The organism is Acinetobacter lactucae (genome assembly GCF_001605885.1).
GTDB classification, from domain to species: domain Bacteria; phylum Pseudomonadota; class Gammaproteobacteria; order Pseudomonadales; family Moraxellaceae; genus Acinetobacter; species Acinetobacter lactucae.
In genome coordinates this window covers 67,705-92,000 of sequence record NZ_LRPE01000001.1, presented here as the reverse complement: position 1 = coordinate 92,000, position 24,296 = coordinate 67,705, and the positions used below count along the sequence as shown (strand labels likewise).

The window sequence follows — 24,296 nt, the reverse complement described above, 5'->3', positions numbered from 1 at the left end:
ATAAACAAGTTTTAACGTCAAAAAGCTTTTTTTTTCGTTATTCTCTCTTTGTAAAAACATAATGATAAGTTACAAGGAGTGCCAAATGATCGTTAGACGAGCGACTTTTGAAGATTTAGAGCAACTCGCCGTTTTATTTGATGAATACCGCCAGTTTTATGGGGCCTCTTCTAATTTTAATGAATCACTTCACTTCCTTAAACAACGTTTTGAGAATAGAGAAAGTGTTTTCTTCATTCATATTAAAGATGATAAAATTACGGGTTTTATTTTACTCTATTTAGGTTTTTCTTCAGTTGCTTGTTCAACGTACTATATCCTAGATGATGTCTATGTTACGCCTGTTTTCCGTCGGCAAGGTTCGGCTAAACAACTAATCGACACAGCAATCTTATTTGCAAAACAAGAGAATGCTTTACGGATTAGTTTGGAAACTCAAAGTAACAACCATGAATCTCATCGTTTATATGAACAAATGGGATTTATTCGAGATAGTGAGTTCCAAACGTTCCATTGCTTTCTTAAATAATATTTTGAGCAAGCTGTTTTTGTTGCTCAGATAAATAAACCCATTCTCCATCTTCAAGTTCTGGTAAAACCAATTGCCCTACTTGATGGCGATGCAATGCTTCTACTTTGTTTCCTACAGCTGCAATCATTCTTTTTACTTGATGATAAACGCCTTGATGAATCGTCATAGTTAATTGATGAGTTTCTAATATCTCTACATCCGTTGCTGCAAAAACACCTTTTTCTTGATGTAAGCTCACACCCTGGCCCAGCATTTCAATTTGCTCAGATGTAACTGGATCTATAGTCGTAACATGATAAACCTTTGGAACATGTTTACGCGGATGAGTTAAAGCTTGAAGATATTTACCATCATCAGTCAGTAAAAGTAAGCCTGTGGTATCTTGATCTAGACGACCAATGGCTTGCACGCCACGTTGAATCAGGATTTCCGGTAAAAGACTAAATACGCTTTGATGATGGTGAGGCTGGTGGGAACATTCAAAACCTTTTGGTTTTCTTAAAGCAAGGTAAACTTTTTCTCGATATTGATAAGTTTCCCCAAAAAGGGAAAATTCTAAATTTTCTGAAGAGAATTGCTTTTTAAGATCACTTACAACCTCTCCATCAATACTTACAGATCCATTTTTTATTAACTGCTGACAATATTTACGTGAACCAAACCCTTGTGATTGTAAAATTTTTTCCAGCAGCATGAAGTTTTCTCATTAGAACTAAGCTGTTATTTTAACGTAATTTCCATTTTTTTCTAAATACTACTCGCCACTGTTTTCATCTACTTGAACTAGCTCACACCTTACTCTTCAATGACACGATAAATATTTTCGTTCTGTTCGCTTTCAAATAATAATTCGGTAGTAGGCAAAATAATTTCATTATCAACAATAATATGCTCAATACGTTGGCTCAGCTTTAAAGGCTCATTTTCATGTTCCACTAAATTTTTCTTTAGTTGTGCTTTTGCATCATGAATCTTATCAAACTGATCTTTGATCTTGATATCTATAATGTCCATAAAATATCCTGCTCTCATGAGTAATGACTATTTTTATATCACAATTTTAAAAAACTAAATTTTTTAACTTGTTAATTTATATAACATTGTTTCCAAGCGTAAATAGAAATTAAAAATCTTTATCATTTATAGATATACAATGATTTTTTATCAAAAATAAGATTTAAAATCAGCTATATCTTTTAAAGCGTTCACATCAACACTCTTAAATATTATACAATTCCACTTATTTACTTTCTCTGCACTCCCCATGCTTGCCCAATTTGATGTGAATTTAGTTGTTTTACTCGTCCTGCTGATTTGCGGCTTATTAAGTCAAAATGCAGCTGTAACGATTGCAGCAGGTGTGCTCATTGTCGTTAAAATTACGCCATTAAATGAGTTTTTTCCCTATATTCAAGCTCACGGTCTTAATTTAGGAATTCTTATTTTAACAATTGGTGTACTTACTCCAATTGCCAGTGACAAGCTCAGCGGCGAGAGTATTTTAAAATCATTTATTAGTGCTAAATCACTGGTGGCTATCGCAATTGGCTTATTAGTCGCTTGGTTAGGTGGTCGTGGCGTAAAACTAATGTCGAGCCAACCTGATGTGGTTGCAGGTTTACTCATTGGTACGGTCGCTGGTGTTGCTTTACTCCGAGGTGTACCAGTCGGTCCTTTGATTGCAGCAGGTTTACTCTCTTTATTCATTGGTAAATAAGAAGTCGAAATAAAAAGGTGCAATTAAGCACCTTTTTAAATACTTAGGCTAAATTAACTGTTTTAGCCGGAATAATAGGCGTTTCGTTTTAAAGAAAACTTTTCCAACTGCTTTAAAAAGCCTTCAAAATAACTTTTCTCTTTTTCTTCAGTTCGATAACCTGCATATAAAGTTCTTCTTAAACCTGTAGGAGAAACACAATCTAAACGACGACTTGTGACCCATCCCTTTTGTTCATATTCATTTACGACCCAATCTGGTAAAGCGGCAATACCTCGTCCACTTGCAACAAGTTGAATAAGCATTTGGGTTAAATCTGTAGTTCGTATTTGCTTAGGCTGAATATTCGCAGGAATGAAAAGTTTAGACATAATATCTAAACGGTGCTTATCAACAGGATAAGTAATTAAAACTTCTTCGGCCAGGTCTTGAACTGTAATATTTTCAGCCCGCACCAGAGGATGAGTATTTGATAGGACTAAACGTGATTCATATTCAAAAATTGGGAAATACTCAATTCCTTTTAAAGCAATTGGGTCAGCTGTAATCAATAAATCAAATTCTGCATTTTGTAAAAGTTCATGCGGATTAGCCTCAAAACCTGAGGCAAAATCTAAATCAACATCTGGATATTGCTGGCGGTACTGATTTAACAAAGGCATTAACCAGTCAAAACAACTATGACATTCCGATGAAAAAATAATTCTACCTGTCTGCCCATGCACAATACGTGTGATATCACTGTGAGTAATCTGAATTTGTGGCAAAACATCATCAGCTAACTTGAGTAACCGTTGTCCAACATTAGAAAAGCTAACAGGCCTGCTTCGACGATTAACCACCTCTACCCCATACCAATGATCTAATTCTTTTAATTGATGGGAAATTGCAGATGGTGTTAAACAAAGATCGTTAGCTGCCGAAACTAATGAACCATGCTCACGTAAAGCAACTAAAGTTTTAAGGTGACGAATTTCTAACATGGGCTAAGCCTGAACAATAGATTTATCTATGAATGTCTTAATCTGATCTTTGCCTTTCAACAAATAGGAAAGCTCTAGATAAATCTTCATTAATGAACAAGATTCATCTTAACATAAAATTAATTAGTTTTCCTCAACATAAAATGTTCTTCAAAATTATTCTGGCAAATGATTTTTTAATTTAGAGCGGTAGATACAATTATGTAGGCTTTAGAAAAGTTTGTAATTGTAATTCTCACTTAATTGAAGATGAAAAGAATCTTATAAAAACAAAAAATAGACCTGATCTAGGTCTATTTCTTATGAAAAGTAATAATTACTGTGCTAACACATTTAAGCTAATAATCGTATAGCTTTGATTTTTAGGTTTTACCTTTAAATTTAAAGGAGCTGTTACTTCTACAAGATACTCTCCAGCTTTTGGAAAGCTAAGCACAACCTGACCATTGCTTTCTGCTTTAAACTGCTGGACTTGTTTGTCAGTTGCGCCTTTTTCTCTTAAATTAACTTCAGCATAAGCTAAAGGTTGTCCTTTTTCAGTTATGGTTAATTTAACAGGTTGAGCAACTTTAATCTGGTTTGGATGCACAGAGAAATCAACTTTAATCGGTGTATTTGGAAGTTGAATATCTGAAACTTTCCCTTTAGAAAGATAGCTCTGCAATATCCACTCACGTGTTACTTGCTCTGTTTTTATTGTTTTTGTTTTAAGATCAGCTGGAATCAAATATTCACGTTCTGCTTTAGGTGGAGCTTTGTCAGCTGGCATATCAAAAAATAGATGCCATGCTTTTTGGTCATATACATATTTTAAAGGATAACTTGCTTGAGTTTGAACAATGTAGGTCCCTTCTTCAGGTAGAACTACATCAAACACAGTTACAGATTTATGCAATGCGTCTGAGTTGACGGTTTTAAGCTCTTTTTTTGGTGTGATTACAGTAAGTTTGGCATCCTTTAAAGCATATTCACTATTTAATGCTTCTTCCGCATAACCAGCAATTACAGGCACTTGAGTTTGTTCAGTTTTATAAGCCACAGGTGCCACATAAGGTTCATGAGCAAAAGCTGTTGTACATATCAATGCAAGTGACGTCATTAGAAATCTATTCATTATTACAAAATCCTGTTGTATGCAAAGTTAAAAAATTTCAGACAAAATATAAGCGCATACAGTATACACAAATAAAAATAATTCTTATTATCGTTAATGAATTTAATTTTTATAATAGAAAAAATACGTAATCATTTTCTCAATATTTTAGTTTTTTATTATTCTGTTCTCTTTTCCCTTATACTTCTCTTTTTTGTGTCTTCCCTTAACTTATTATGGCGTCCCCGCAATCTCCCCTATCTACCCCTCAACACTATTCTCTCTTTTTAGCAATTTTCTCACTCGCTGTAGGTGGTTTTTGTATTGGAACCACTGAATTTGTCGCAATGGGCCTGATTCAGGAAATTGCAAATAATTTAAGTATTACAGTACCTGAAGCTGGCCATTTTATTAGTGCCTATGCATTAGGTGTAGTTATTGGTGCTCCTATCATCGCTATTCTTGGAGCCAAAGTACCTAGAAAAACTTTATTGCTCGGTTTAATGCTTTTTTATGGAGTTGCGAATGCATGTACTGCTTTAGCTCATACTCCCGAAACTGTTTTAATTTCACGTTTCATTGCAGGTTTACCACACGGAGCATATTTTGGAGTAGGTGCCTTAGTTGCCGCTGAACTAGCAGGTCCCTCGCGAAGAGCCTCTGCCGTTGCTCAAATGATGATGGGACTTACTGTTGCAACTGTGATTGGTGTTCCTCTAGCAACTTGGTTAGGTCAAAACTTTGGTTGGAGAGCAGGTTTTGAGTTTTCAGCAACTATTGCTTTCGTCACTTTAATTGCTGTTGGCTTCTTTGTACCCAATATCCCAGTTCAAGCTACTGCCAGTATAAAAACTGAGTTAGCTGGCCTTAAAAATATCAATATGTGGTTAACACTAGCGGTAGGCGCCATCGGTTTTGGAGGCATGTTTTCAGTTTATAGCTATGTCTCACCAATTTTGACTGAATACACACAAGTTAACATCCAAATCGTTCCTATCGCCTTGGCTATTTGGGGTATTGGTATGGTTATTGGTGGTTTAGCAGCAGGATGGCTTGCAGATAAAAACCTTAACAAAACGATTGTAGGTGTATTAATTAGTTCAGCGATCGCTTTTGTGGTTGCTAGCTTCTTAATGAATAATATTTATACTGCTATTGCCTCTTTATTCTTAATTGGTCTCACAGTAATGGGTTTAGGCGGAGCATTACAAACTCGTCTAATGGATGTCGCTGGTAATGCACAAACATTAGCTGCCTCACTCAATCACTCTGCCTTTAATATGGCCAATGCATTAGGTGCATTTTTAGGAGGCTGGGTACTCAGTCACCAAATGGGTTGGATCGCACCAATCTGGGTAGGTTTTGTTTTAAGCCTCGGTGGTCTAATCATTTTACTTATTGCATTTGCAGTAGAAAAAGCTAGCAAAAAAGCTTAATCAAGAGTGACGCTAACTTATTACTTCTAATCAGTTAGCTTTCCACCACAATGCGGGCAATAACATTTTTTCTCTCGAGCTGATTCTTCTTCCTCTAATACTTTTTCACGCATAATTTGAATAATCAGGTTATGCGCCTGCTCTTTTGGCAATCCGACTTTTTGGCGTACCCGCTCTATTTCAATTTCATCATGTAGAATATCAATACCTCGTGCTTGAAGTAACTCACGAAACTCTTGCTCTAGTCTCTGATTACGTTGATTAAGCTCATTTGCAAGTCCTGACGCCAAAATACCAGCTGGCAATGCTGCAATACCCACACCCAAAATAGTAATAAGCGCCCCTAATAACTTTCCTAGGCTAGTTACCGGAGTGACATCGCCATAGCCTACTGTAGTTAAGGTAACCACTGCCCACCACATAGATTTAGGTATTGAACTAAAAGCTTCTGGCTGAGCCTTGTTTTCAACCACATAAATTCCGGAAGCAGTCATAATAATCATGATAATTAAAATAAAGATAACGGCTTGAAAAGATCCTTTCTCACGTTTAATCACGCATAACAGTATTTGTAGCGAGATAAAATAGCGTGTTAATTTTAATAAACGAAGTAAACGCAAAATCCGAAGCATACGAAGATCGATTCGTACAAAGAAATTCAGGTAAGCTGGCAAAATTGCCATCAAATCAATTATAGCTTCACCGCTTTTCATCCAATTCAAGCGGATTTTCCATGAGGGCTGTGTCGTATCCCGATCAGCAATACTCCACAATCTTAATAAATATTCGATACTAAAAATTGCGATTGAAATATTTTCAAAGTAGTCAAACCAAATACGATAACTTGTGTACAGATCATTTACTGTTTCCAATAAGACCGCAGCGACATTACCAATAATTAAAACAACTAAAAAATAGTTAATGCATTTACTTACCGTAGTTTCATAGTCATGGTTATGGAGATTATTATAAAAAAATTTACGCAATCCTTTCCAAGCTGAATTTTGCATATTGCTCTGACCACTTGATATTGAAGATATAGTAAGCTCATCGCCTCTATTCACCAATATAGTCTCTAACAATTTTGTTTTACTTATGCCAAAATTTAAGTCTTAAACTTTACTTCTTGCATCAATCCGCGGCTACACATCGGAATTCATTTTCTTCCCACCACATCACATCATAGATGCCGGGATGGGATTTTAAAATAATATTTATATAGTTTTGCAGCACCATAATATGATGAGTAATATCAAGTTTTCTAAATAGAAACTTTCTTAAAATCGGCGTATTTGGGGAAATAAAAATTGCGAATCCATTGCTATATTCTTCATAAACGCTGATTCCAAGATACATTGTTATTTCAGGTAGTGGAATCTCAATTTGCCATCCCCATTTCTCGCTATATAGCTCTACATTCAAATGATATCTATTCTTTAATATACTAAAAATATACTGCGCAATATCTTCAGTTTTTTGAACTAATATACCGCCTTCATCAGCATACGTTTTTTGACCATATAATTGATAATCATCAAATTTAAATTCAACAATTGTCTTTAGCATTCTTAAGTTCCCTATATAAAATACTCATATTTTTTTTAATTATTATTAAGTTCGTTCAATTATTTTAAAGCAAAAAACGCTTTAATATCTAGCGTAATATTTATTTTTACATTTTCATTAAATAAAATTTGATCTATTTATTATTTTTAAAACTAATTATCTATAAAGTCTCATTTAAATAAAAAAGGAGCTGAATAATCAGCTCCTTTTTTGTACTAAATCGAAATATTAAGTCAATTGAGCAGCTTGGATTTTCTTAGTATCAACTTGATCAGCTTCTTTAGTATATTCGCTCATCTTGTCGAAGTTTAAGTATTTGTAGATGTCAGCAGAAGCGCTGTCGATTTGCGACGCGTACTGTTGATATTCTTCTGGGCTTGGTAATTTACCAAGAACCGCAGCTACAGATGCAAGCTCAGCAGACGCTAAGTAAACGTTTGCACCTTGACCTAAACGGTTCGGGAAGTTACGAGTAGAAGTCGATACACATGTTGTGTTCGGCGCTACACGTGCTTGGTTACCCATACATAATGAACAACCAGGCATCTCTGTACGTGCACCAGCACGGCCATAGATGTTATACAAGCCTTCTTCCATTAATTGGTGCTCGTCCATACGAGTTGGTGGAGCCAACCATAAACGAGTAGACAATGAACCACCAGGTACTTTGTCAAGTAACTGACCAGCTGCACGGAAGTGACCGATGTTAGTCATACAAGAACCGATGAATACTTCATCAATCTTGTCGCCTTGAACGTCAGAAAGAAGTTTCGCGTCATCTGGATCGTTCGGGCAGCAAAGAATTGGTTCTTTGATGTCAGCTAGATCGATTTCGTAAACTTTTAAGTATTCAGCATCAGCATCAGCTTTTAACAAGCTTGGGTTATCTAACCACTTCTGCATGTTTTCAGCACGACGAGCAAGTGTACGTGCATCGCCATAACCTTCTGCAATCATCCACTTCAACATAGTGATGTTAGAACGTAGGTATTCAGCAACTTTCTCTTCAGAAAGTGTGATTGAACAGCCTGCAGCAGAACGTTCAGCTGACGCATCAGAAAGTTCGAATGCTTGTTCAACAGTCAAGTCATTTTCCATTTCTGATAAATCGATCTCAAGGATACGACCAGAGAAGATGTTTTTCTTACCTTTCTTCTCTACAGTTAAATCACCCGCTTGAATTGCATAGTAAGGAATTGCATGTACAAGGTCACGTAAAGTGATACCAGGTTGCATTTTACCTTTGAACTTAACAAGTACAGACTCAGGCATATCAAGTGGCATAACACCAGTTGCTGCTGCGAACGCAACAAGACCTGAACCCGCTGGGAATGAAATACCGATTGGGAAACGAGTATGTGAGTCACCACCAGTACCTACTGTATCTGGAAGTAACATACGGTTTAACCAAGAGTGGATAATACCGTCACCTGGACGTAAAGATACACCACCACGGTTCATGATGAAGTCAGGTAATGTATGGTGAGTTGTTACGTCAACTGGTTTTGGATACGCAGCAGTGTGACAGAAAGACTGCATCACTAAGTCAGCTGAGAAGCCCAAGCACGCTAAGTCTTTTAACTCGTCACGAGTCATTGGACCTGTTGTATCTTGAGAACCAACAGTTGTCATCTTAGGTTCACAGTAAGTTCCTGGACGGATACCTTGACCTTCCGGTAAACCACATGCGCGGCCAACCATTTTTTGAGCTTGTGTGAAGCCTTTGCCAGTGTCAGCAGGTTGTACTGGAGTACGGAACAATGTAGAAGGTTCAAGACCTAATTCTTCACGTGCTTTAGCAGTTAAACCACGACCAATGATCAAGTTAATACGACCACCAGCACGTACTTCGTCTAAAAGTACAGGAGTTTTAAGTTCTGCTTCAGAAATTTGTACGCCATCTTTAAAAGCAGTTACTTTTGCAGCAGCATGGTCAATTTTCAATACTACTTCGTCGCCCATGTTCATGTTTGCAACGTCGATTTCTACAGGTAATGCACCTGCATCTTCCATAGTGTTGAAGAAAATTGGAGCGATCTTAGAACCTAAGCACACACCACCGTCTTTTTTGTTTGGAATGTGTGGAAGTTCATCACCAAAGAACCAAAGAACAGAGTTAGTTGCAGACTTACGGCTTGAACCCGTACCAACAACGTCACCAACGTAAGCAACTTGATTGCCTTTCGCGATAAGTTCTTTAATTTGGCTTAATGGACCAACTTCACCTGGTTTTTCAGGGTTGATACCATCACGCTCGTTTTTCAACATTGCATTTGCGTGTAATGGAATGTCTGGACGGCTCCAAGCATCTTGAGCTGGAGACAAGTCATCAGTGTTTGTTTCACCAGTTACTTTGAACACAGTGATTTTGATTTCTTCTGGAACGTCAGGACGGCTAGTGAACCATTCTGCTTCAGCCCAAGATTTTAAAACAGCTTTAGCAGCTTCATTACCAGCTTTTGCTTTATCTGCTACGTCATGGAATGCATCAAATACAAGAAGAGTTTTCTTTAATGCTTCAGCAGCTAAGCCTGCAAGTTCAGCATTGTCAAGAAGCTCAACAAGTGGTGCTATGTTATAACCACCTAACATAGTACCAAGTAAGTAAACTGCACGCTCTTTAGAAACGAGTGGTGAAGTTGCTTCGCCTTTTGCAATCGCTGCCAAGAACGCTGCCTTTACGTAAGCTGCTTGGTCAACACCTGCAGGAACACGGTTTTCAAGCAAATCTACCAAGAACGCTTCTTCGCCTGCTGGTGGATTTTTTAATAGTTCAACAAGCTGAGCTGTTTGAGCGTCATCAAGTGGCTTCGGTGGGACTCCGAGTGCGGCACGTTCTTCAACGTGTTGGCGGTAAGCTTCTAGCACGGTGTTCATTCCTCTTTTTTTGAAAAATTACTTGCAAATTCCAGCTTTCTTAAAAGCTTCACAAGTAATGTGGACTACAAAAGTTTACTAGAGTTCAAGGTAAAAGTTAATGAGCGCGGGGTGTTTCTCCGTGATGCCCATTATTTTGTATCTAAATACCTGTGTCCAAATAATGAGCATATTGGGCTAAATTGAGTTTTTTTCGAACAAATTAAGCTTTATTGGATAGAAATTCGATAACTTCATCCACAATTAGAACGATTTATATTTTGGCATTTTGTCATGAGGGGTTGCCAAACATTCATCCATCATTTGCTTTCTAACTTTTTCTTGGATTGCTTGAGGATCTTTGGTCAATTCTTCTTTTGGAATTGCATAAACTTTTTCAATAACATTAAGAATGAATTTTTTAGTTATCTCATCTTCAATCTTATTTGCATGTTCAACTGCCTGCGTTTTTTCAATAGCTTGTTGACGATCAAAAACAATACTTCTTGCAGCATTTCCTACGCTAGTACAAAAGCCATGCCACTGTTCTTCTGGTGTTAATGGTTTCTTTTCTGAACAACCAACAAAGAATAAACTCATTGCAATCAATAAAATCTTTTTCATCATTTCACTACACTAATTATTGCTGTCCATATCATACGGAAAATCATCGTTTTTGCCAAAACTGCCATAAAAAAACCGAGACAACAAAATCTCGGTTTTTTATATGAAATATTAAAAATACCAGTTTAGTGATTTAAATTAATTAAAGAATTTGATATCCGTAGGTGTTGATATTTTTGCTGCATCGCCAGCTGATTTTAACGTGCCATTTTTTTCATCAAAACGGAATAAACTAATGTTATTACTGTAAACATTGGTTACATATAGATATTTACCAGATGCATCGAATGAGAAAGCACGTGGTTCAATACCATTCGCTTTATAAACAACTGGCTTAGCTAGCAATCCATTCTGTTGGATTTTAAATACTAAAAGTTTGTTGTCTGCACCTCGATTGGCAGCAATCACATATTTACCTTTTGGGCTAAGGATAATTCCACTCGCGCTCTTAAATTCAGGTGTTTTGTCCTCGTGTACCAGTTTTAGCTCAGCTACTTTTTTCAAATGACCATCTTGCACGTTAAATGTCACAATTTCACTGCGCATTTCTGCGGTAACATACGCATGTTTGCCATTTGGTGAAAAGACCATATGACGTGGACCAGAACCATGCGTAAAAGTCACATCTCTGCTGCTATCCGCCTCGAGTGGTTGAGGCTTGTTTGGGTTATAACGAAAGGCATAGACTTTGTCATTGCCAAGATCACTAGCATACAAATACTTACCGTCTGGGCTGAAAGTTGTCGAATGAGCATGACCACTATCTTGGCGGCCTTTGACATGGCCCGAACCTTCTTCAAAAACAATATTTTGTACTTTTTCGCCCAAATGACCGTTTGGCAAAATTGGTAAAACAGCCACACCACCACGACCTTTATCAAATGCCGAATAGTTCGATACAAACAGGAATTTACCATCTAAACTAATCGATGCGTGCGTTGGATGCCCGCCATGGCTATCCACTGTGTTCAATACTTCAACCTTTCCATTCTGAATTGATAAGGCAGTCACCGCTCCTTCATTTTCTTCATTCGTGGTATATGCAAAACGGCCATCTTTCGATTTCACAATCCAAGAAGGACTTTTCATTTTCAATACATTAACTGGTGTTAAAGTTCCATCGCTATTTACTTGAAGCTGGTATAAACCTTCACTAGCTTGTTTTGGTTTTTGCACAAGTGGTGCATTTGGAATCGATGTCCATGTTCCCACTAAAGCGATTTGTTGTTGTGCGGCATTTACGGTGGAGCCCCATCCAAATGACAAAAGCGTCAATGACAATGTTACTGTTAACTTTTGAATTAGCCCACGATATTTAATATTCGTATCGTTTTCCTTGCCATATTTAATTTCAACACAAGTATTTATTTTCACTGCTATATCCTTGAAAGAACCACCTTATTTGCACTTATCAACAAGGTCTTATCAATTTAATTTCATTTAATGCTTCTGAAAGCTAATTTATAAAAGAGCAATTTTCAAGTGAATTTTCTTTAATCAGAACCTACTCAGGGTTTGATTACTTTTAAGAAACTGATGTTTATTTAATAAATATCCAACTTTTTTAAATTTTGTGACGGTGTTAATAAATTAAAAGCCCACTTGGAGTGAGCTTTTTAATTCATTCATTATTGGTTTCAATCAACTAAAAGCGCCAGTTGTAGAAAAGGTCGATCGCTCTTTCTAAAGATTGACTTGCTTCAAGGTATAAACGGCGATTCATTTGATAACGTAGTGTGAGTTTATTTACAGGAGTAAACACCCCAACACCATAACGAATAAACAGATCCGGTGTGATATAACCCGTTAAACTCACTTGCGTATCATCACCTGTACCTTGTGCATCTAAAGCTAGGCCACTCAAACCAAACGTACGTCCAATCTGATTAGTTAAAGCTCGTGTACCACCCAAGCCCATACTAATACCAGCAGCAGCAATGGTGTTGTTTACATCAGATTTAAAACCTTCTGCATTACTCAAACCACTCGAACCTTCATTAATACGACCAGTAACAAGCGCATTTAATGCTTCTTGCTCAGATAGACCTGCATCGTTATAGACCTGAATGTTTGGCGATGTCGCAGTACCAGTAACACGTACCCCAACCATACTACCTTGAACATTTTTATTTGCATCAATGTCTAAAGTCGGGTTAGCGAGTGGTCCATTAAAACGGGCAATTGCTCGGTTCAAGTCTAGACTTTGTCCATAGGCTTCGATTTTCACTTTTTGACTAACACCAATTGCCCCATTAGCTCTCATTGCAGTCTCATAGCCACGTTGGCTTAAGTTTAGACGACCAACTAATGGAATATTACTGTTAAAACCTTGGAAGATAACTTGTTTTCCAATATTAACAGCAATGTCAGCTCGAATATCCCAAGGTTTAGCGGCCCGTAAAATTGCAAGTGGATCTTGGCCTTGGCGCACAATACGAACATCTGATGAGGTATTAATCACTGGAGCAGATGTTTCTGGCATTGAAATACGTGCGCGAGGAACATCTACAGATCCTTTTAAGCTTAAGCGCTTATCGAAAGGATACATATCAAGTGTCAAGTTCGGATTGGCAATTGCGGTAATTAATGGAGCTTGGCGCACTAATAAATTATCACCTTTAAGATTTAATTGAAGGCGTGGCGCATCTTTCCATTCAAAACTACCCTTAAGTAACCCTACACCTTGTCCACTATTAAATGCTCCATCAATGGTTGCCATATCTTGACGAATTGATGAATACACCTGAACGTTGGTTAAATTTACCGGTAGAGAAATCATACTGATGGCACCATTTTTCAGACGCATTTCACCAGTAAACTGAGGCTGGGTTAATGTACCGTTGATTTTACCTGCCAAGGCTAAAGTACCACTCATTGAACGAACATCTTGAATAAATGGTTTTAAGACTTTTAATTGAACATCATTAAAGGCCACCTCGCCATGCATTGGCATTGATGACTGGAATGGGTTGATAATAACGTTCGCATAACCCGTACCAATATCTGGTGTTTTAACATCAACACGGAATAGCAGACCCTCTGATACACTTTTTGCAATCACCCCTAACTCATCATAAGCCAAAGTCGTTGCAGGGTCTTGTGGATCTTCAGCAGCTAAACCGATTTCCCCTTTACGCGTAATTAAACGTGCGTCAATTTTTGGATTACTTCCATTTACCCATGATGCCTTAGCGTAACCATTTAATTGTCCAGTCATTGCTAAGCCTTCTGGCATAAATGCAGCGAAGTCGCTTAAGTCCATGTTCTGAGTTACAAAGGAAACATTACCTCGTGCTTTACTCACCCGTACAGGCTGATCAAAACAAAGCTGACTATTGGTGCTTTGCCAACAATGTTGACCTACATATAACTCAGATCGTGCAGAAGTAAAAATTATTGGCGCATTTTGATTTTGTGCCAAACGAATTCGTCGTGAATCAAAGCTTCCTTTTTGAATCTGTCCTAACCAGTCATTGTTTTGGTTAAACCCGCCTGCCAACTGAACATAGAACTTCGAAATTTTATTATTACCGAGTACTTTCAATAAATGTGCTTTTCTTGTACCCGTCAAATTCACTTCTGCAGACTGGATTTCTCTATTTCCGCTTCGTAAATTATCTAATTTTGCGGTTAATTGAGTCGGTGTTGTTTCTGATGTTGGAAGCTCACCCTGAATACTTAATCTCTTCACACTGACAAGTGTATTAAAAGCAAAATTATCTACTGCAATATTTGCTGTTGCTTTTAAACGTGGCTGTGATTGAACATTAAGATTACCATAAGCTCGACCACGTAACCCTGGATATAATTCGTAGAGTGCTGATGCATTGAGCTTAATTTTTAGATTTTGTGCATTACCTGTAGCTTGTAGCTGGTTCTGCCCATACACTAAAAATAAGTTATTTGCTTCAAACTGCTGAGGTAAAAAGCCATTTTGGTTGGAATCCATCAATAAAGATAAATTCCCCTTACCTCGAACAGGTTTATTATTCAAAAAGCCAGCAAGATTCAATTGTTGAATATTAATTCGCTTCAAGTGATCAGACCAAACCCCTTGGGTTTTCAGATTCCCTGAAATTTCACCTTTAACAGTTGAGGCAAAATATTGAGGTTTAAAGCGTACTAATGAGCTATTAATATCCCATGCAATACGGTCTTTTAAATTTACAGAACCTGTCGCATAGATTTTTCCTGCCACACCATCATGTTGTAATTGGCTAATTCGAATATAATCTGGTGTACCGGCTATAGCAAATTTCAACAAACCATTCGCCTGTTTTAAGGCTTTTAAAGACCCATCATAATTAACTGCAAAGCCTTTAAAGCCCCCACCAGCTTTTACATCATGAAATAAAAGGGCTGCTGTACTTTTTCCGCCTAAACTTACCGTTTCTTGACCAGCTTGAGCCAATCGACCCGTTAAATCAATTTTCTCAAATTGGATAATTTGCTGGTTTGGTTTAGCAAAACCATTTGCCTTAATCGAACCGTTTAATAGGTTTACTGGTGCTGCTGCATGAATACTTTGTGGATTAAAATCTTTCGCATTTAATAATGCATTCCAAGCCAGCTGACGTTTTTCAGTAGGTAATAAAACTTTAGCCTGTCCTGTTAAGCTGCCTTTTTCAGCAGCAAAACTAAAATTAGGAACATTTAAGATATTATCTTTAACATTCAGGTTGGCTAGATATTGTCCTGCTGGCAATAAAGTTTTTTCATGCTGATATACTTTTGTTGCAACTTTAATATCTTGTTGACCATCACGTAATGTTAAATCAACTTGACCATTGTCACTACTTAACCAGCCAATATAAGGCATTGCACGATCTATATTTGCCCAAGCCACATTCATGAGCATCGGCTGAGGTTTATTATTCTTTTCAGGTGCCTGATTAAGTTTGAGTTTCCAAGACTCATAACGATCAAAGTTAATATGAGCAAATACTTCTGTGCCTTTTTCTAATGAGCCAGTTGAGGCAACAGCTGCATCTAAACTTGGTGGCAAAAAGTCTTGAACCACCTGAGGAATCGCTTTGTCTTTAGGATTAATGTGATCTAAACGACCTTTGATATCCCAAGTGACATGATCTTTCCAACTTACCAAACCTTTAAGGTTAACAGCACCTTTCATAACTTGGCCATTAAAATCAGTGATATTCAACTGATTAACCAAATCAGTATTCATTAAAGCGTTGTATTGACCTTCAGGTAAATTCTCACCTTTTAAATCTGTATCAAGTGCTAAATTAAGTTGTTTAATATCACCTTGAAACTTGATCACACCATTTTTTGCAAAGAGTTTTTGTTCTTGTAATAAAGGCAAGTGGTAGTTTCTTAGCAATAATTCACCCTGCATCGGAACTTCATCGCGAACAGGATGTAAGATTACCCAACCCGTTAATAAATCTGGAGTTGTTGTAGCCACGCCAGCTTTTAAAGTATCTAAACTTCCGCGAGCTGCAACTTTAATATTCTGAATATTTAGACTTTTTAAAGACGGAATTCTTAAATCTGCTGTGGCATTTAATGGATATTTACCACTAAAGTCCATTTTACCTGTCGCGTTATGGACTGAAAGATACCCCATATCCATACTAGATTTTTCAAACTCTAGTTTGGTCTCTGACCAGAGCGCATCTTGTAAATGGACATTATAGAAACTTACATCTGAGCTCGACAATTTAAGTTCTAAATGGTCAACATCTCCCTCATCTACGCGTAAAACAAATGGCAATTTAATGGGTTTAAATTCAAACGGTTTACCAGAAGGCGGAGTTTTATTAATAATACGTAAGTTACGCACATCTGCATGGCTCAAATGCACTTCTTTTTCTAATAATAAAGAGCGCCATCCCAAGCCTACATCAGCTCGATCTAATGAAACATCAACGTCTTTTAATTGCACCAACACATTTTTAAGAATGATGCCCCGCAGTAAGTTGCCGCCTTCATATTCATATTTAATTATTTTCTGAGCTTCTAAAACCCGATCTAATAAAAAACGACTTCCGCGATCTGTTGACATCATAATGACCAACGAAGAAGCCAATAATAACAATATGATCAATATCGTCAGCAAGAAGCTACGCAAAATGCGACGCTTCTTCTTAGGAGAGCTAGGTGCCGAAGTGGGCTGCTGTTCTACTTCCGCCATAAAATAAACCTAATAAAATTTTATTTTTAAAGTTGTGGGCCTATAAAGAAATGTAAACGAATCGGATGGTTTTCATCTGAAATACCCGAAGCGACATCTAAACGGATTGGACCGATTGGAGACTTCCAGCGAATTCCGACCCCAACGCTATAAGCTGCTGGATTGCTGAAGTCTTTATCGTAAGCATTACCAAAGTCAGAGAAAATAGCTGCGCGCCATCCATCTTTGAACTGATAGTTATATTCTAAAGAACCTACAGCTAAAGCCTGGCCTCCAATTTTATATCCATCTACTTCTGGAGAAAGACTTTTATAGTCAAATCCGCGAATAGTTTGATCACCACCCGTAAAGAATCTAAGATTGTATGGCACTTTGTCAAAGTCATCGGTAAAAATGTAGCTAAGGTCAGATCTTCCAACGAATTGATGATCATCATTTTCACCTAGAGAATAAATAAATCTCCAACCCGCACTTGCAATTGCCATATTGGCATCAGATAGTAAACTTTCACTACCTAATTCTAATTTATAAGTTTGTTTAAAAGCTTTGGTTGGGTTTAAACGTGTATTACTTGAAGTTTTAGATGTTTCATAACTAAATAATAATGCTTCCTGCTCAGATGCCGCAGTTTTAAACGCATCCGGTAACTCAGAAATATCAACATCACCTTGTTGTGTAAGACGGTCTAAACGATAGCGGACACCAATTGTATGTTGCCAGTTTCCTAGTGGACGCTTGATTACCCGTTCACCACCAAAAACAGCCGATTCAGTTAATAAACTTACATCTGGACCAATATCATCACGTGTTTCACGTTCATATCCACCCACAATATTAAAATAGTCATTTAATGGGTGTTTATAAGGAATACTATATCGCCCATCAATAGATTGACGAATTTCTGAAACCTCTAAGTTAGAATCAAAAGAATGACCGTATTTATTTACAATAGCGCGGCGATACTGGGTACGTAAACGCGCACCTGTATCGGTTCCATAACCAATACCTGTTTCCAAACTATTTAGCTTATCTGCATTTAAAGTCACAATAACTGGAATTCTTTTTGTTTCTCTTGCTTGAGCTTGCAAACGGTCCTGTTCAGTTTCTTGTTCATTTTGTTGAACTGAGGCGCTTTTCAACATTGCAGTTTGAGGCTCTGCCTCTTTTGCACTTTGTGTCCCAGCAAACTGCTTTTCATCTACTACGTTTTGCGTAACTTCTTTATTAGAGGTCGCTAGTTGACGCGCTTTCGCAAGTTGTCGTTGTTCAGGTGAAAGTAAATCAGACTCATCAACATCAATGTTTTGCTCATCGACCAAAGCTTGTAAATCTGGTGGTAGCTCAAGTGGTTTTTCAATTGGATCTGGTTTAATGCTATCAACCAAAGTGTAATTAAAATAACGTGAGTTAGTTAGGTTATTTGCTAACACATTTACACGCCAGAAGGCATAGTCATCACCCTCTTTCCAAGGCGCCATACTTTCTAATATATTTTGATTTAATGGCAAAGGTTTCGATGGATCACTCATACGAAACTCAACTTTATCTAATTTATAACGCTCACCTGTTTCATAGCGTAAATTGATATCGGCCTTATTTTCCGGTTGACTCACTTTCACATCGTGCAGTCGCCAATAAGCATCAAAATAACCGTTATCAGATGCTGCATCCACAATACGGTCTTTGGTCGTTTCATATAAACCGTGGTTAAAGATATCACCCACATCTTGATCAGGGACTAAACGAATAACCTGAAATTGTGGCTGCTTTTCACCAGGACCTGTAAATTCAATATTTTGCTCATTAATCCGTACTGGCTCATTTGGTGTTACTCGGACACGTACCCGACTCGGACTTAATTTTTCAAATCGAAACTCAGCATTATAATAACCAACCGCTTGAGCAGCTTGATTACTCAATGTTCTAAGCTGAGGTAAAGCAGCATTGAAGTCTTCAAATGATTCTTGAGTAAATGTTGATAATTTACCTTTAATATTTTTAGCCAACTCATCTGAAGCGCCTTCTACCTCTGCGCTAATACGCGGCACTTGCTCCATCGGAATTGCACGCGGTGGACGTACTTTATTTAAAATACGCTTAAAGAAGCCAGCTTGCTCAGGTGGTTCTTCGACCTCTGGTGTTAATTCAGGCAGTGTTTTCCCAGTCTCATTGGCTTCGACAACAATCTTACTATCAGATTTAATCTCTTGCATGAGCTGATCAATATTCACAGGCGCCTGATTAATCTGATTCAACTCAGATTGAGTTGCATCGCTTACACTAACTTCAGACTGCTTCTGTGTCCCATTTTGAAAGTTCTGCGCTTCACTTTTAGCTTCTTCTGCTACCCTATAAATTTCATTTGCCATGCTTTGATCAACAGGCATCTCAGGTAAATCTTCAAGATTATCAAGAGCAATTGGCTTAAATTCATCAATTTGATTTGGAAATTGTTCTTGTTGTTGCAATATAGCCAAGCTATCTTGTTGTTGCTGAGCTTGAGTCACAAGTGTAGCCACATCTGTCACTGGAGCAGTGTATTGCTGATTAACTTGAGCTGATTGTTCAGTTGACTCATCAGATACAGTTTGATTTAAACTTGATGAATCAGCTACTGCAGAAGAAGTTTGAGCAAAACTTGGCGTTACACAAACACTTAACAACAAGCTGCTACAAATAAGTTTAGGAATCCCCTGCATTTTTAAAATTAAATGCATAGAATGAGAGAGAGTTGACTGTTTAAACTTAATTTTAGAAGGCATAGAAAACTCTAGACTTATTTTTTAATAAAACGCACCAATGTGAGTGTAAAACTCACTCAAAACCATTGATTTTTCATTTAATCAAGCGTTAAAAATATCATACATGGTTTTCGATGCAAATTAACACTCGGTCACATTTTTTTATAAAACACAATGAAGTTTGCACATGATGAAACAAGATGAGCACCTGATGACCTCACGTCGGTTTGTACCGATGTTTTTTACCCAGTTTTTTGGCGCATTAAATGATAACGTTTTTAAGCAAGCTTTATTATTGGTGATTACTTATGGATGGATTCAGCAACAATCTGCTCCGGTAAGCACGCTTAATAATTTGGCAGCCCTCTTGTTTATACTGCCATATTTCTTTTTTTCAGCCACAGCTGGACAAATCGCCGACAAATACGAACGATCTCAACTCGTCCGTGGTATTAAAATTTTAGAAATCATTATTATGCTCATCGGTACTGCGGGTTTACTGTTAGGAAACTTATGGCTACTTCTTCTTGCTTTATTTTTGATGGGTACACATTCGACGTTCTTCGGACCGATTAAATATGCAATTTTGCCTGAAATCTTAAAACCGAACGAGTTAATGTCGGGTAATGCGCTATTTCAATCCGGCACATCCATGGCGATCTTGTTCGGAATGATCTTAGGTGGTGCCGTTATTGCCTCATCAGATGGTAATTTATTGTGGATTAGTATCACCGTCGTGGCTATTGCTTGCATAGGCTATTTATTTAGTCGTTTCATTCTGCCACAAAAAGTTGCTGCACCTGACTTAAAAATTGACTGGAATTTTATCCGTACCAGTTTCCAAACCATTAAATATGCCAAAAGCTTACCGCTAGTATTCACAATTTTGCTAGGCAACTCATGGTACTGGTTTTATGGCGCGACTTATTTAACTCAAATTCCGCAGCTGACCCAACAAAATCTGCATGCATCAGAAAATGTGGTTAGTCTGTTACTGACTTTCTTTTCAGTCGGTATTGGTGTGGGTTCTCTTCTTTGCCGTAAAATTGGTGGTTCAGAAATTAATATTAAAATGGTGCCGATTGGTGCAGTTGGCCTTACTGTTTTTGCGCTCTACCTTGCTGCCAGTTTAGCTTTTGTACCCGAAAGAACTGGGGCATTACTTACCTTAAAAGATGTTTTTACTCAGGGCTGGGTTTACTACCATGTCATGATTGCTGTGACTTTACTGGGTATTAGTGGCGGTTTTTATATAGTTCCTTTGTATGCCATGATGCAGGCTTACTCACCACGCTCACATCGTGCTCGAGTTGTTGCAGCGAATAACATCTTAAATGCCGTTTTTATGGTTTCTTCTGCAATTTTTTCAATCTTAATCTTAAGTGTTTTAAAAATTGATATTAAAATACTATTTATTATTACAGCTGTACTTAGTGCAATCTTTAGTATCTGGCTTCTTGCCCGACTAAAACCAATGCTTGCCACAGCCCACCTTTCTTTAGAGGACTAATTTATGCGCCACTATACTGGAATTGATCAACTTATTAACTCATTTGATCAGGCATTGCGTAGTCTTGTTCCGGGTGCAACAGCAGCACAGCGTCAAAATCCAGCTGAAACAGTAGAAACAAAACTTGGCGTAGAAGATGCTCGCCATGTCGCAGGCTTAATGCGTGTTAATCATAGTGGTGAAGTGTGTGCTCAAGCACTTTACCATGGGCAAGCATTAACAGCGAAATTGCCAAATGTACGTCAGGAAATGCAACAAGCAGCGATTGAAGAACAAGATCATTTAGCTTGGTGCGAAGATCGTTTAAAAGAATTAAATAGTCATACAAGTTTGTTAAACCCAATCTGGTATGGGTTGTCATATGGCATGGGTGCTCTTGCAGGTATTGCTGGTGATAAATATAGCTTAGGTTTTGTTGCTGAAACTGAGCGTCAGGTTAGTCTGCATTTACAAGATCACTTAAACCAATTACCAGCTCAAGATGAGCGCTCTCGTAAAATTTTAGAGCAAATGAATGAGGATGAATTGCACCACCGTCATACTGCGCTTGAAGCAGGCGGTGTTGAGTTACCATATGCAGTAAAAATCACGATGACTGCGATTTCAAAGTTAATGACAAAAACTAGTTATTATCTTTAAAAAAACAAAGGATTGATCTCATTCCGATCAATCCTTTTTTAAAATATTATTTTAACCCGTGATCATATTTGAAACGTTCGATATCTCGAATTGAGTTCCAATAGTTTCTGTTAATGCGGTCACGATCAATTTGTAATTCTCTTAAAAGCTTACGATAACGTTCACGCTCTTCTGGCTTTAATTTTTCGTTGTAGGCATTATCAGAATATTGCTTAAACTTTTCGTCATAACGATCGTATTCAGCTTTTGCATTATAGTAATCGGAAGCTGCTTGATAATAAGGTCTTAAACGATTGCGCTGCTCAACTGGGCACACATTAATATTGCCATTGCCCTCTAAAGCGTTATAAAAAATATTTGCAGGCTGACAATAATATCCTAGCCCCTCTTTGTACCCGCGCTCATATGACTTTTGATCTGGAACAATATTGGCTTTTCCACACGCTTTATAATATTGATCTAAACGTGGCGAAGATCCCTTTGAACCATCTTTCTCACCCACTAATGACCAATTCGCAGTCTTACATTCTTCTACGCTCATTGCAGCACAACCTGAAAGGCTGATTGCTAAAATGGCTAAACCGATATTTTTCATATTAAGAAAACTCAAAAATAAAATTAAAAAACGCAAAAAATAAAATTCCAGTACATGTGCTATATAAGCCTTGCTCAATTCAAGATTTATAAATAAATGTTTAACTGGATAAGCATTTAAGTTTAAAGCAGTTTGACCATCTCACCAAATGAGAAGCTTAAATTTTTAGCTTTGTTTAATTTTAAAAAGAGAAATCAGTAGAATTTTATAATGCGCTGACTGCTCTTATACGCTAATTTTACTTTAAAAATTGATTATCAAATTAAGCATCAAAATATTGATTATTAAAATAAAAAAATCAAAATTATTTATAATTGAATCTTTCATCATTTTACTCTTTTTTTACGAGATTAACGTCAAAGGCTACGGTAGGATTTTAGCTAAATAACCACCAAGGTTTTTATAATGAGTACGCTTATTTATCCTAATTTAAACTTACAAAATCCTCTTTTTAAGGCATTTAAAATATCAGATGATTTTAATCCTCCAGTACAACCTAGCACTTTCAACTCAGAGCTTTTTCTGAAAGAAGTTGATGAATATTTAAATTTATATCCTCACACTCAGCACATTGATATTTGTTTGCATGACTTAAACGGGCACATTCGTGGTAAACGTATTGACGTCAAGAGTCTGAAAAATCTATCTAATGGATGTTATTTTCCACTTTCTGTTTACGCCATGAGCCTTGATGGAAAAGTGATTGAAGAGACAGGTCTAGGAAAATACATTGGTGAGCCAGATAGACTTTGTCTGCCCATTTTAGGCAGCTTGCAACCAAGTGCCTTATCCCCTGAATTCAATGCTCAACTTTTCCTCACAATGCAAGAAGAAGATGGTTCAGACTGTCATTATGAACCACGCAACATATTAAAAAAATTATTAAATCAGTTACATACTAATAATTATTTCCCTGTCATGGCTGCCGAGCTAGAGTTTTACCTTTTCTCACCTCAGCATCAGTCTGAGACATGTTCAGAAAACCAATGTTTTGATATAGATGCGCCAAATAACTACCAACAAGTTCTAGAAGAAGTTGAAAAAGCCGCTCTATTACAGTCTATTGAAATTACCGCTATTGTTGCAGAGTCATCCCCTGGACAATATGAATTAAATCTTCAACACAGTCATGATATTTTAAAGCTTTGCGATCAAATTAATGCCTTAAAAAGAATTGTAAAACAAGTCGCAAAAAAACATGACTTAACTGCTTGTTTCATGGCAAAGCCAAACTTGGCAAAAGCTGGTAGTGGTATGCATTTTCATATGAGCTTGCTCAATCAGTACCATGAAAATATATTTAGTTCAGAAGTAGAAAAAGATAAGCTTTCCATCAAATTACTCAGCGCAATTAGCGGACTTATTGAATTAATGCCTGCATCTATGGCTATTTTATCGCCTAATATTAATTCTTATAGACGTTTTAAAATTGGACATCATGTGCCATTAGAAGCCAATTGGGACACCAATAACCGTAACGTAGCAATCCGGATTCCATGCTCAGATGTACAAAATCAACGCTTAGAATATCGCGTTGCTGGAGCCGACTGTAATCCCTATCTCGTTACAGCAACAATTTTAGCGGGTGTATCTTATGGCTTATCTCATAAATTACCGCTACCAAAACCTGCACATCTTTTAAAGTTTCCAGACGAGCACATTTTATTAGCCAACAATCAACCGGAAGCCTTAAAAATATTTAAAGGAAGTCTTATTTTAAAAGGATATTTAGGAGCAGACTTTGTAGAGCATTGGTACACGGTTAAACAGGCTGAATATCAAAATATTTACAGTCAAATGACCGAAGCAGAACAACATTGGGATATATAACTCAAAAAACACTATGACAT

General features: G+C 37.2%; 18 protein-coding genes. 6 read left to right on the top strand and 12 right to left on the bottom strand.

What is annotated here, in order from left to right; translation table 11 throughout:
• Positions 1-85 precede the first annotated feature (85 nt).
• Complete coding sequence (locus AWW73_RS00395; protein WP_002122286.1) at positions 86-529, top strand: GNAT family N-acetyltransferase; 444 nt, start codon at positions 86-88, stop codon at positions 527-529.
• Here the strand turns inward: AWW73_RS00395 and AWW73_RS00390 are convergent.
• Both AWW73_RS00390 and AWW73_RS00385 read right to left on the bottom strand, forming a co-directional pair.
• Positions 522-1,226: a pseudouridine synthase gene (locus tag AWW73_RS00390; RefSeq protein WP_062848398.1), complete on the bottom strand. Its 705-nt coding sequence runs from the start codon at positions 1,224-1,226 to the stop codon at positions 522-524. The genes AWW73_RS00395 and AWW73_RS00390 overlap by 8 nt on opposite strands.
• 101 nt (positions 1,227-1,327) lie before the next feature.
• Entirely contained in the window at positions 1,328-1,546 is a 219-nt protein-coding gene (locus AWW73_RS00385) for a hypothetical protein (protein ID WP_016145779.1), read from the bottom strand.
• Between the two features lie 250 nt (positions 1,547-1,796).
• Here AWW73_RS00385 and AWW73_RS00380 point away from each other — a divergent pair, with 250 nt between their 5' ends.
• Positions 1,797-2,249 (top strand): DUF441 domain-containing protein, encoded by a 453-nt coding sequence (locus AWW73_RS00380; protein ID WP_062848397.1) that lies wholly within the window; start codon positions 1,797-1,799, stop codon positions 2,247-2,249.
• Positions 2,250-2,311: 62 nt separating this feature from the next.
• On the opposite strand, the gene AWW73_RS00375 is transcribed toward AWW73_RS00380, so the two are convergent.
• Together AWW73_RS00375 and AWW73_RS00370 are read right to left on the bottom strand one after the other, a co-directional pair.
• Entirely contained in the window at positions 2,312-3,232 is a 921-nt protein-coding gene (locus AWW73_RS00375; protein WP_062848396.1) for a LysR family transcriptional regulator, read from the bottom strand.
• Between the two features lie 316 nt (positions 3,233-3,548).
• A complete protein-coding gene (locus AWW73_RS00370) occupies positions 3,549-4,346 on the bottom strand; it encodes a DUF4198 domain-containing protein (RefSeq protein WP_062848395.1) in 798 nt (265 codons plus the stop codon).
• A 215-nt stretch (positions 4,347-4,561) separates the two neighbouring features.
• Here AWW73_RS00370 and AWW73_RS00365 point away from each other — a divergent pair, with 215 nt between their 5' ends.
• A complete protein-coding gene (locus AWW73_RS00365) occupies positions 4,562-5,761 on the top strand; it encodes an MFS transporter (RefSeq protein ID WP_061874570.1) in 1,200 nt (399 codons plus the stop codon).
• Positions 5,762-5,787: 26 nt separating this feature from the next.
• Here the strand turns inward: AWW73_RS00365 and AWW73_RS00360 are convergent, their stop codons facing one another.
• The 7 genes from AWW73_RS00360 to AWW73_RS00330 all read right to left on the bottom strand — a co-directional run bounded on the left by AWW73_RS00360 (position 5,788) and on the right by AWW73_RS00330 (position 19,723).
• On the bottom strand, positions 5,788-6,771 hold the full coding sequence (locus AWW73_RS00360; protein WP_062848394.1) for an ion transporter: 984 nt from the start codon (positions 6,769-6,771) through the stop codon (positions 5,788-5,790).
• 121 nt (positions 6,772-6,892) lie between these two features.
• A complete protein-coding gene (locus AWW73_RS00355; RefSeq protein WP_031948783.1) occupies positions 6,893-7,327 on the bottom strand; it encodes a hypothetical protein in 435 nt (144 codons plus the stop codon).
• Between the two features lie 228 nt (positions 7,328-7,555).
• Entirely contained in the window at positions 7,556-10,195 is a 2,640-nt protein-coding gene (locus tag AWW73_RS00350) for a bifunctional aconitate hydratase 2/2-methylisocitrate dehydratase (protein ID WP_062848393.1), read from the bottom strand.
• A 252-nt stretch (positions 10,196-10,447) separates the two neighbouring features.
• A complete protein-coding gene (locus AWW73_RS00345) occupies positions 10,448-10,810 on the bottom strand; it encodes a hypothetical protein (RefSeq protein WP_079748444.1) in 363 nt (120 codons plus the stop codon).
• Positions 10,811-10,945: 135 nt separating this feature from the next.
• Positions 10,946-12,181 (bottom strand): lactonase family protein, encoded by a 1,236-nt coding sequence (locus AWW73_RS00340; protein ID WP_062848392.1) that lies wholly within the window; start codon positions 12,179-12,181, stop codon positions 10,946-10,948.
• Positions 12,182-12,452: 271 nt separating this feature from the next.
• Entirely contained in the window at positions 12,453-16,961 is a 4,509-nt protein-coding gene (locus tag AWW73_RS00335) for a translocation/assembly module TamB domain-containing protein (RefSeq protein ID WP_062848391.1), read from the bottom strand.
• A gap of 26 nt (positions 16,962-16,987) precedes the next feature.
• Positions 16,988-19,723 carry an autotransporter assembly complex protein TamA gene (locus tag AWW73_RS00330; RefSeq protein WP_062848390.1) on the bottom strand — a complete coding sequence of 912 codons (2,736 nt, stop codon included), beginning with the start codon at positions 19,721-19,723 and terminating at the stop codon, positions 16,988-16,990.
• Between the two features lie 166 nt (positions 19,724-19,889).
• Between AWW73_RS00330 and AWW73_RS00325 the strand changes: the two genes are divergently transcribed.
• Positions 19,890-21,212 (top strand): MFS transporter, encoded by a 1,323-nt coding sequence (locus tag AWW73_RS00325; RefSeq protein WP_081409426.1) that lies wholly within the window; start codon positions 19,890-19,892, stop codon positions 21,210-21,212.
• Positions 21,213-21,215: 3 nt separating this feature from the next.
• Positions 21,216-21,851 (top strand): 2-polyprenyl-3-methyl-6-methoxy-1,4-benzoquinone monooxygenase, encoded by a 636-nt coding sequence (gene coq7 / locus AWW73_RS00320; RefSeq protein WP_002119684.1) that lies wholly within the window; start codon positions 21,216-21,218, stop codon positions 21,849-21,851.
• Between the two features lie 46 nt (positions 21,852-21,897).
• On the opposite strand, the gene AWW73_RS00315 is transcribed toward coq7, so the two are convergent.
• Positions 21,898-22,446, bottom strand: coding sequence for a DUF2799 domain-containing protein (locus AWW73_RS00315; RefSeq protein ID WP_016145790.1), 549 nt, complete (start codon positions 22,444-22,446; stop codon positions 21,898-21,900).
• Positions 22,447-22,851: 405 nt separating this feature from the next.
• Between AWW73_RS00315 and AWW73_RS00310 the strand changes: the two genes are divergently transcribed.
• Complete coding sequence (locus AWW73_RS00310) at positions 22,852-24,276, top strand: glutamine synthetase family protein (protein ID WP_062848389.1); 1,425 nt, start codon at positions 22,852-22,854, stop codon at positions 24,274-24,276.
• The last annotated feature ends 20 nt before the right edge of the window (positions 24,277-24,296 follow it).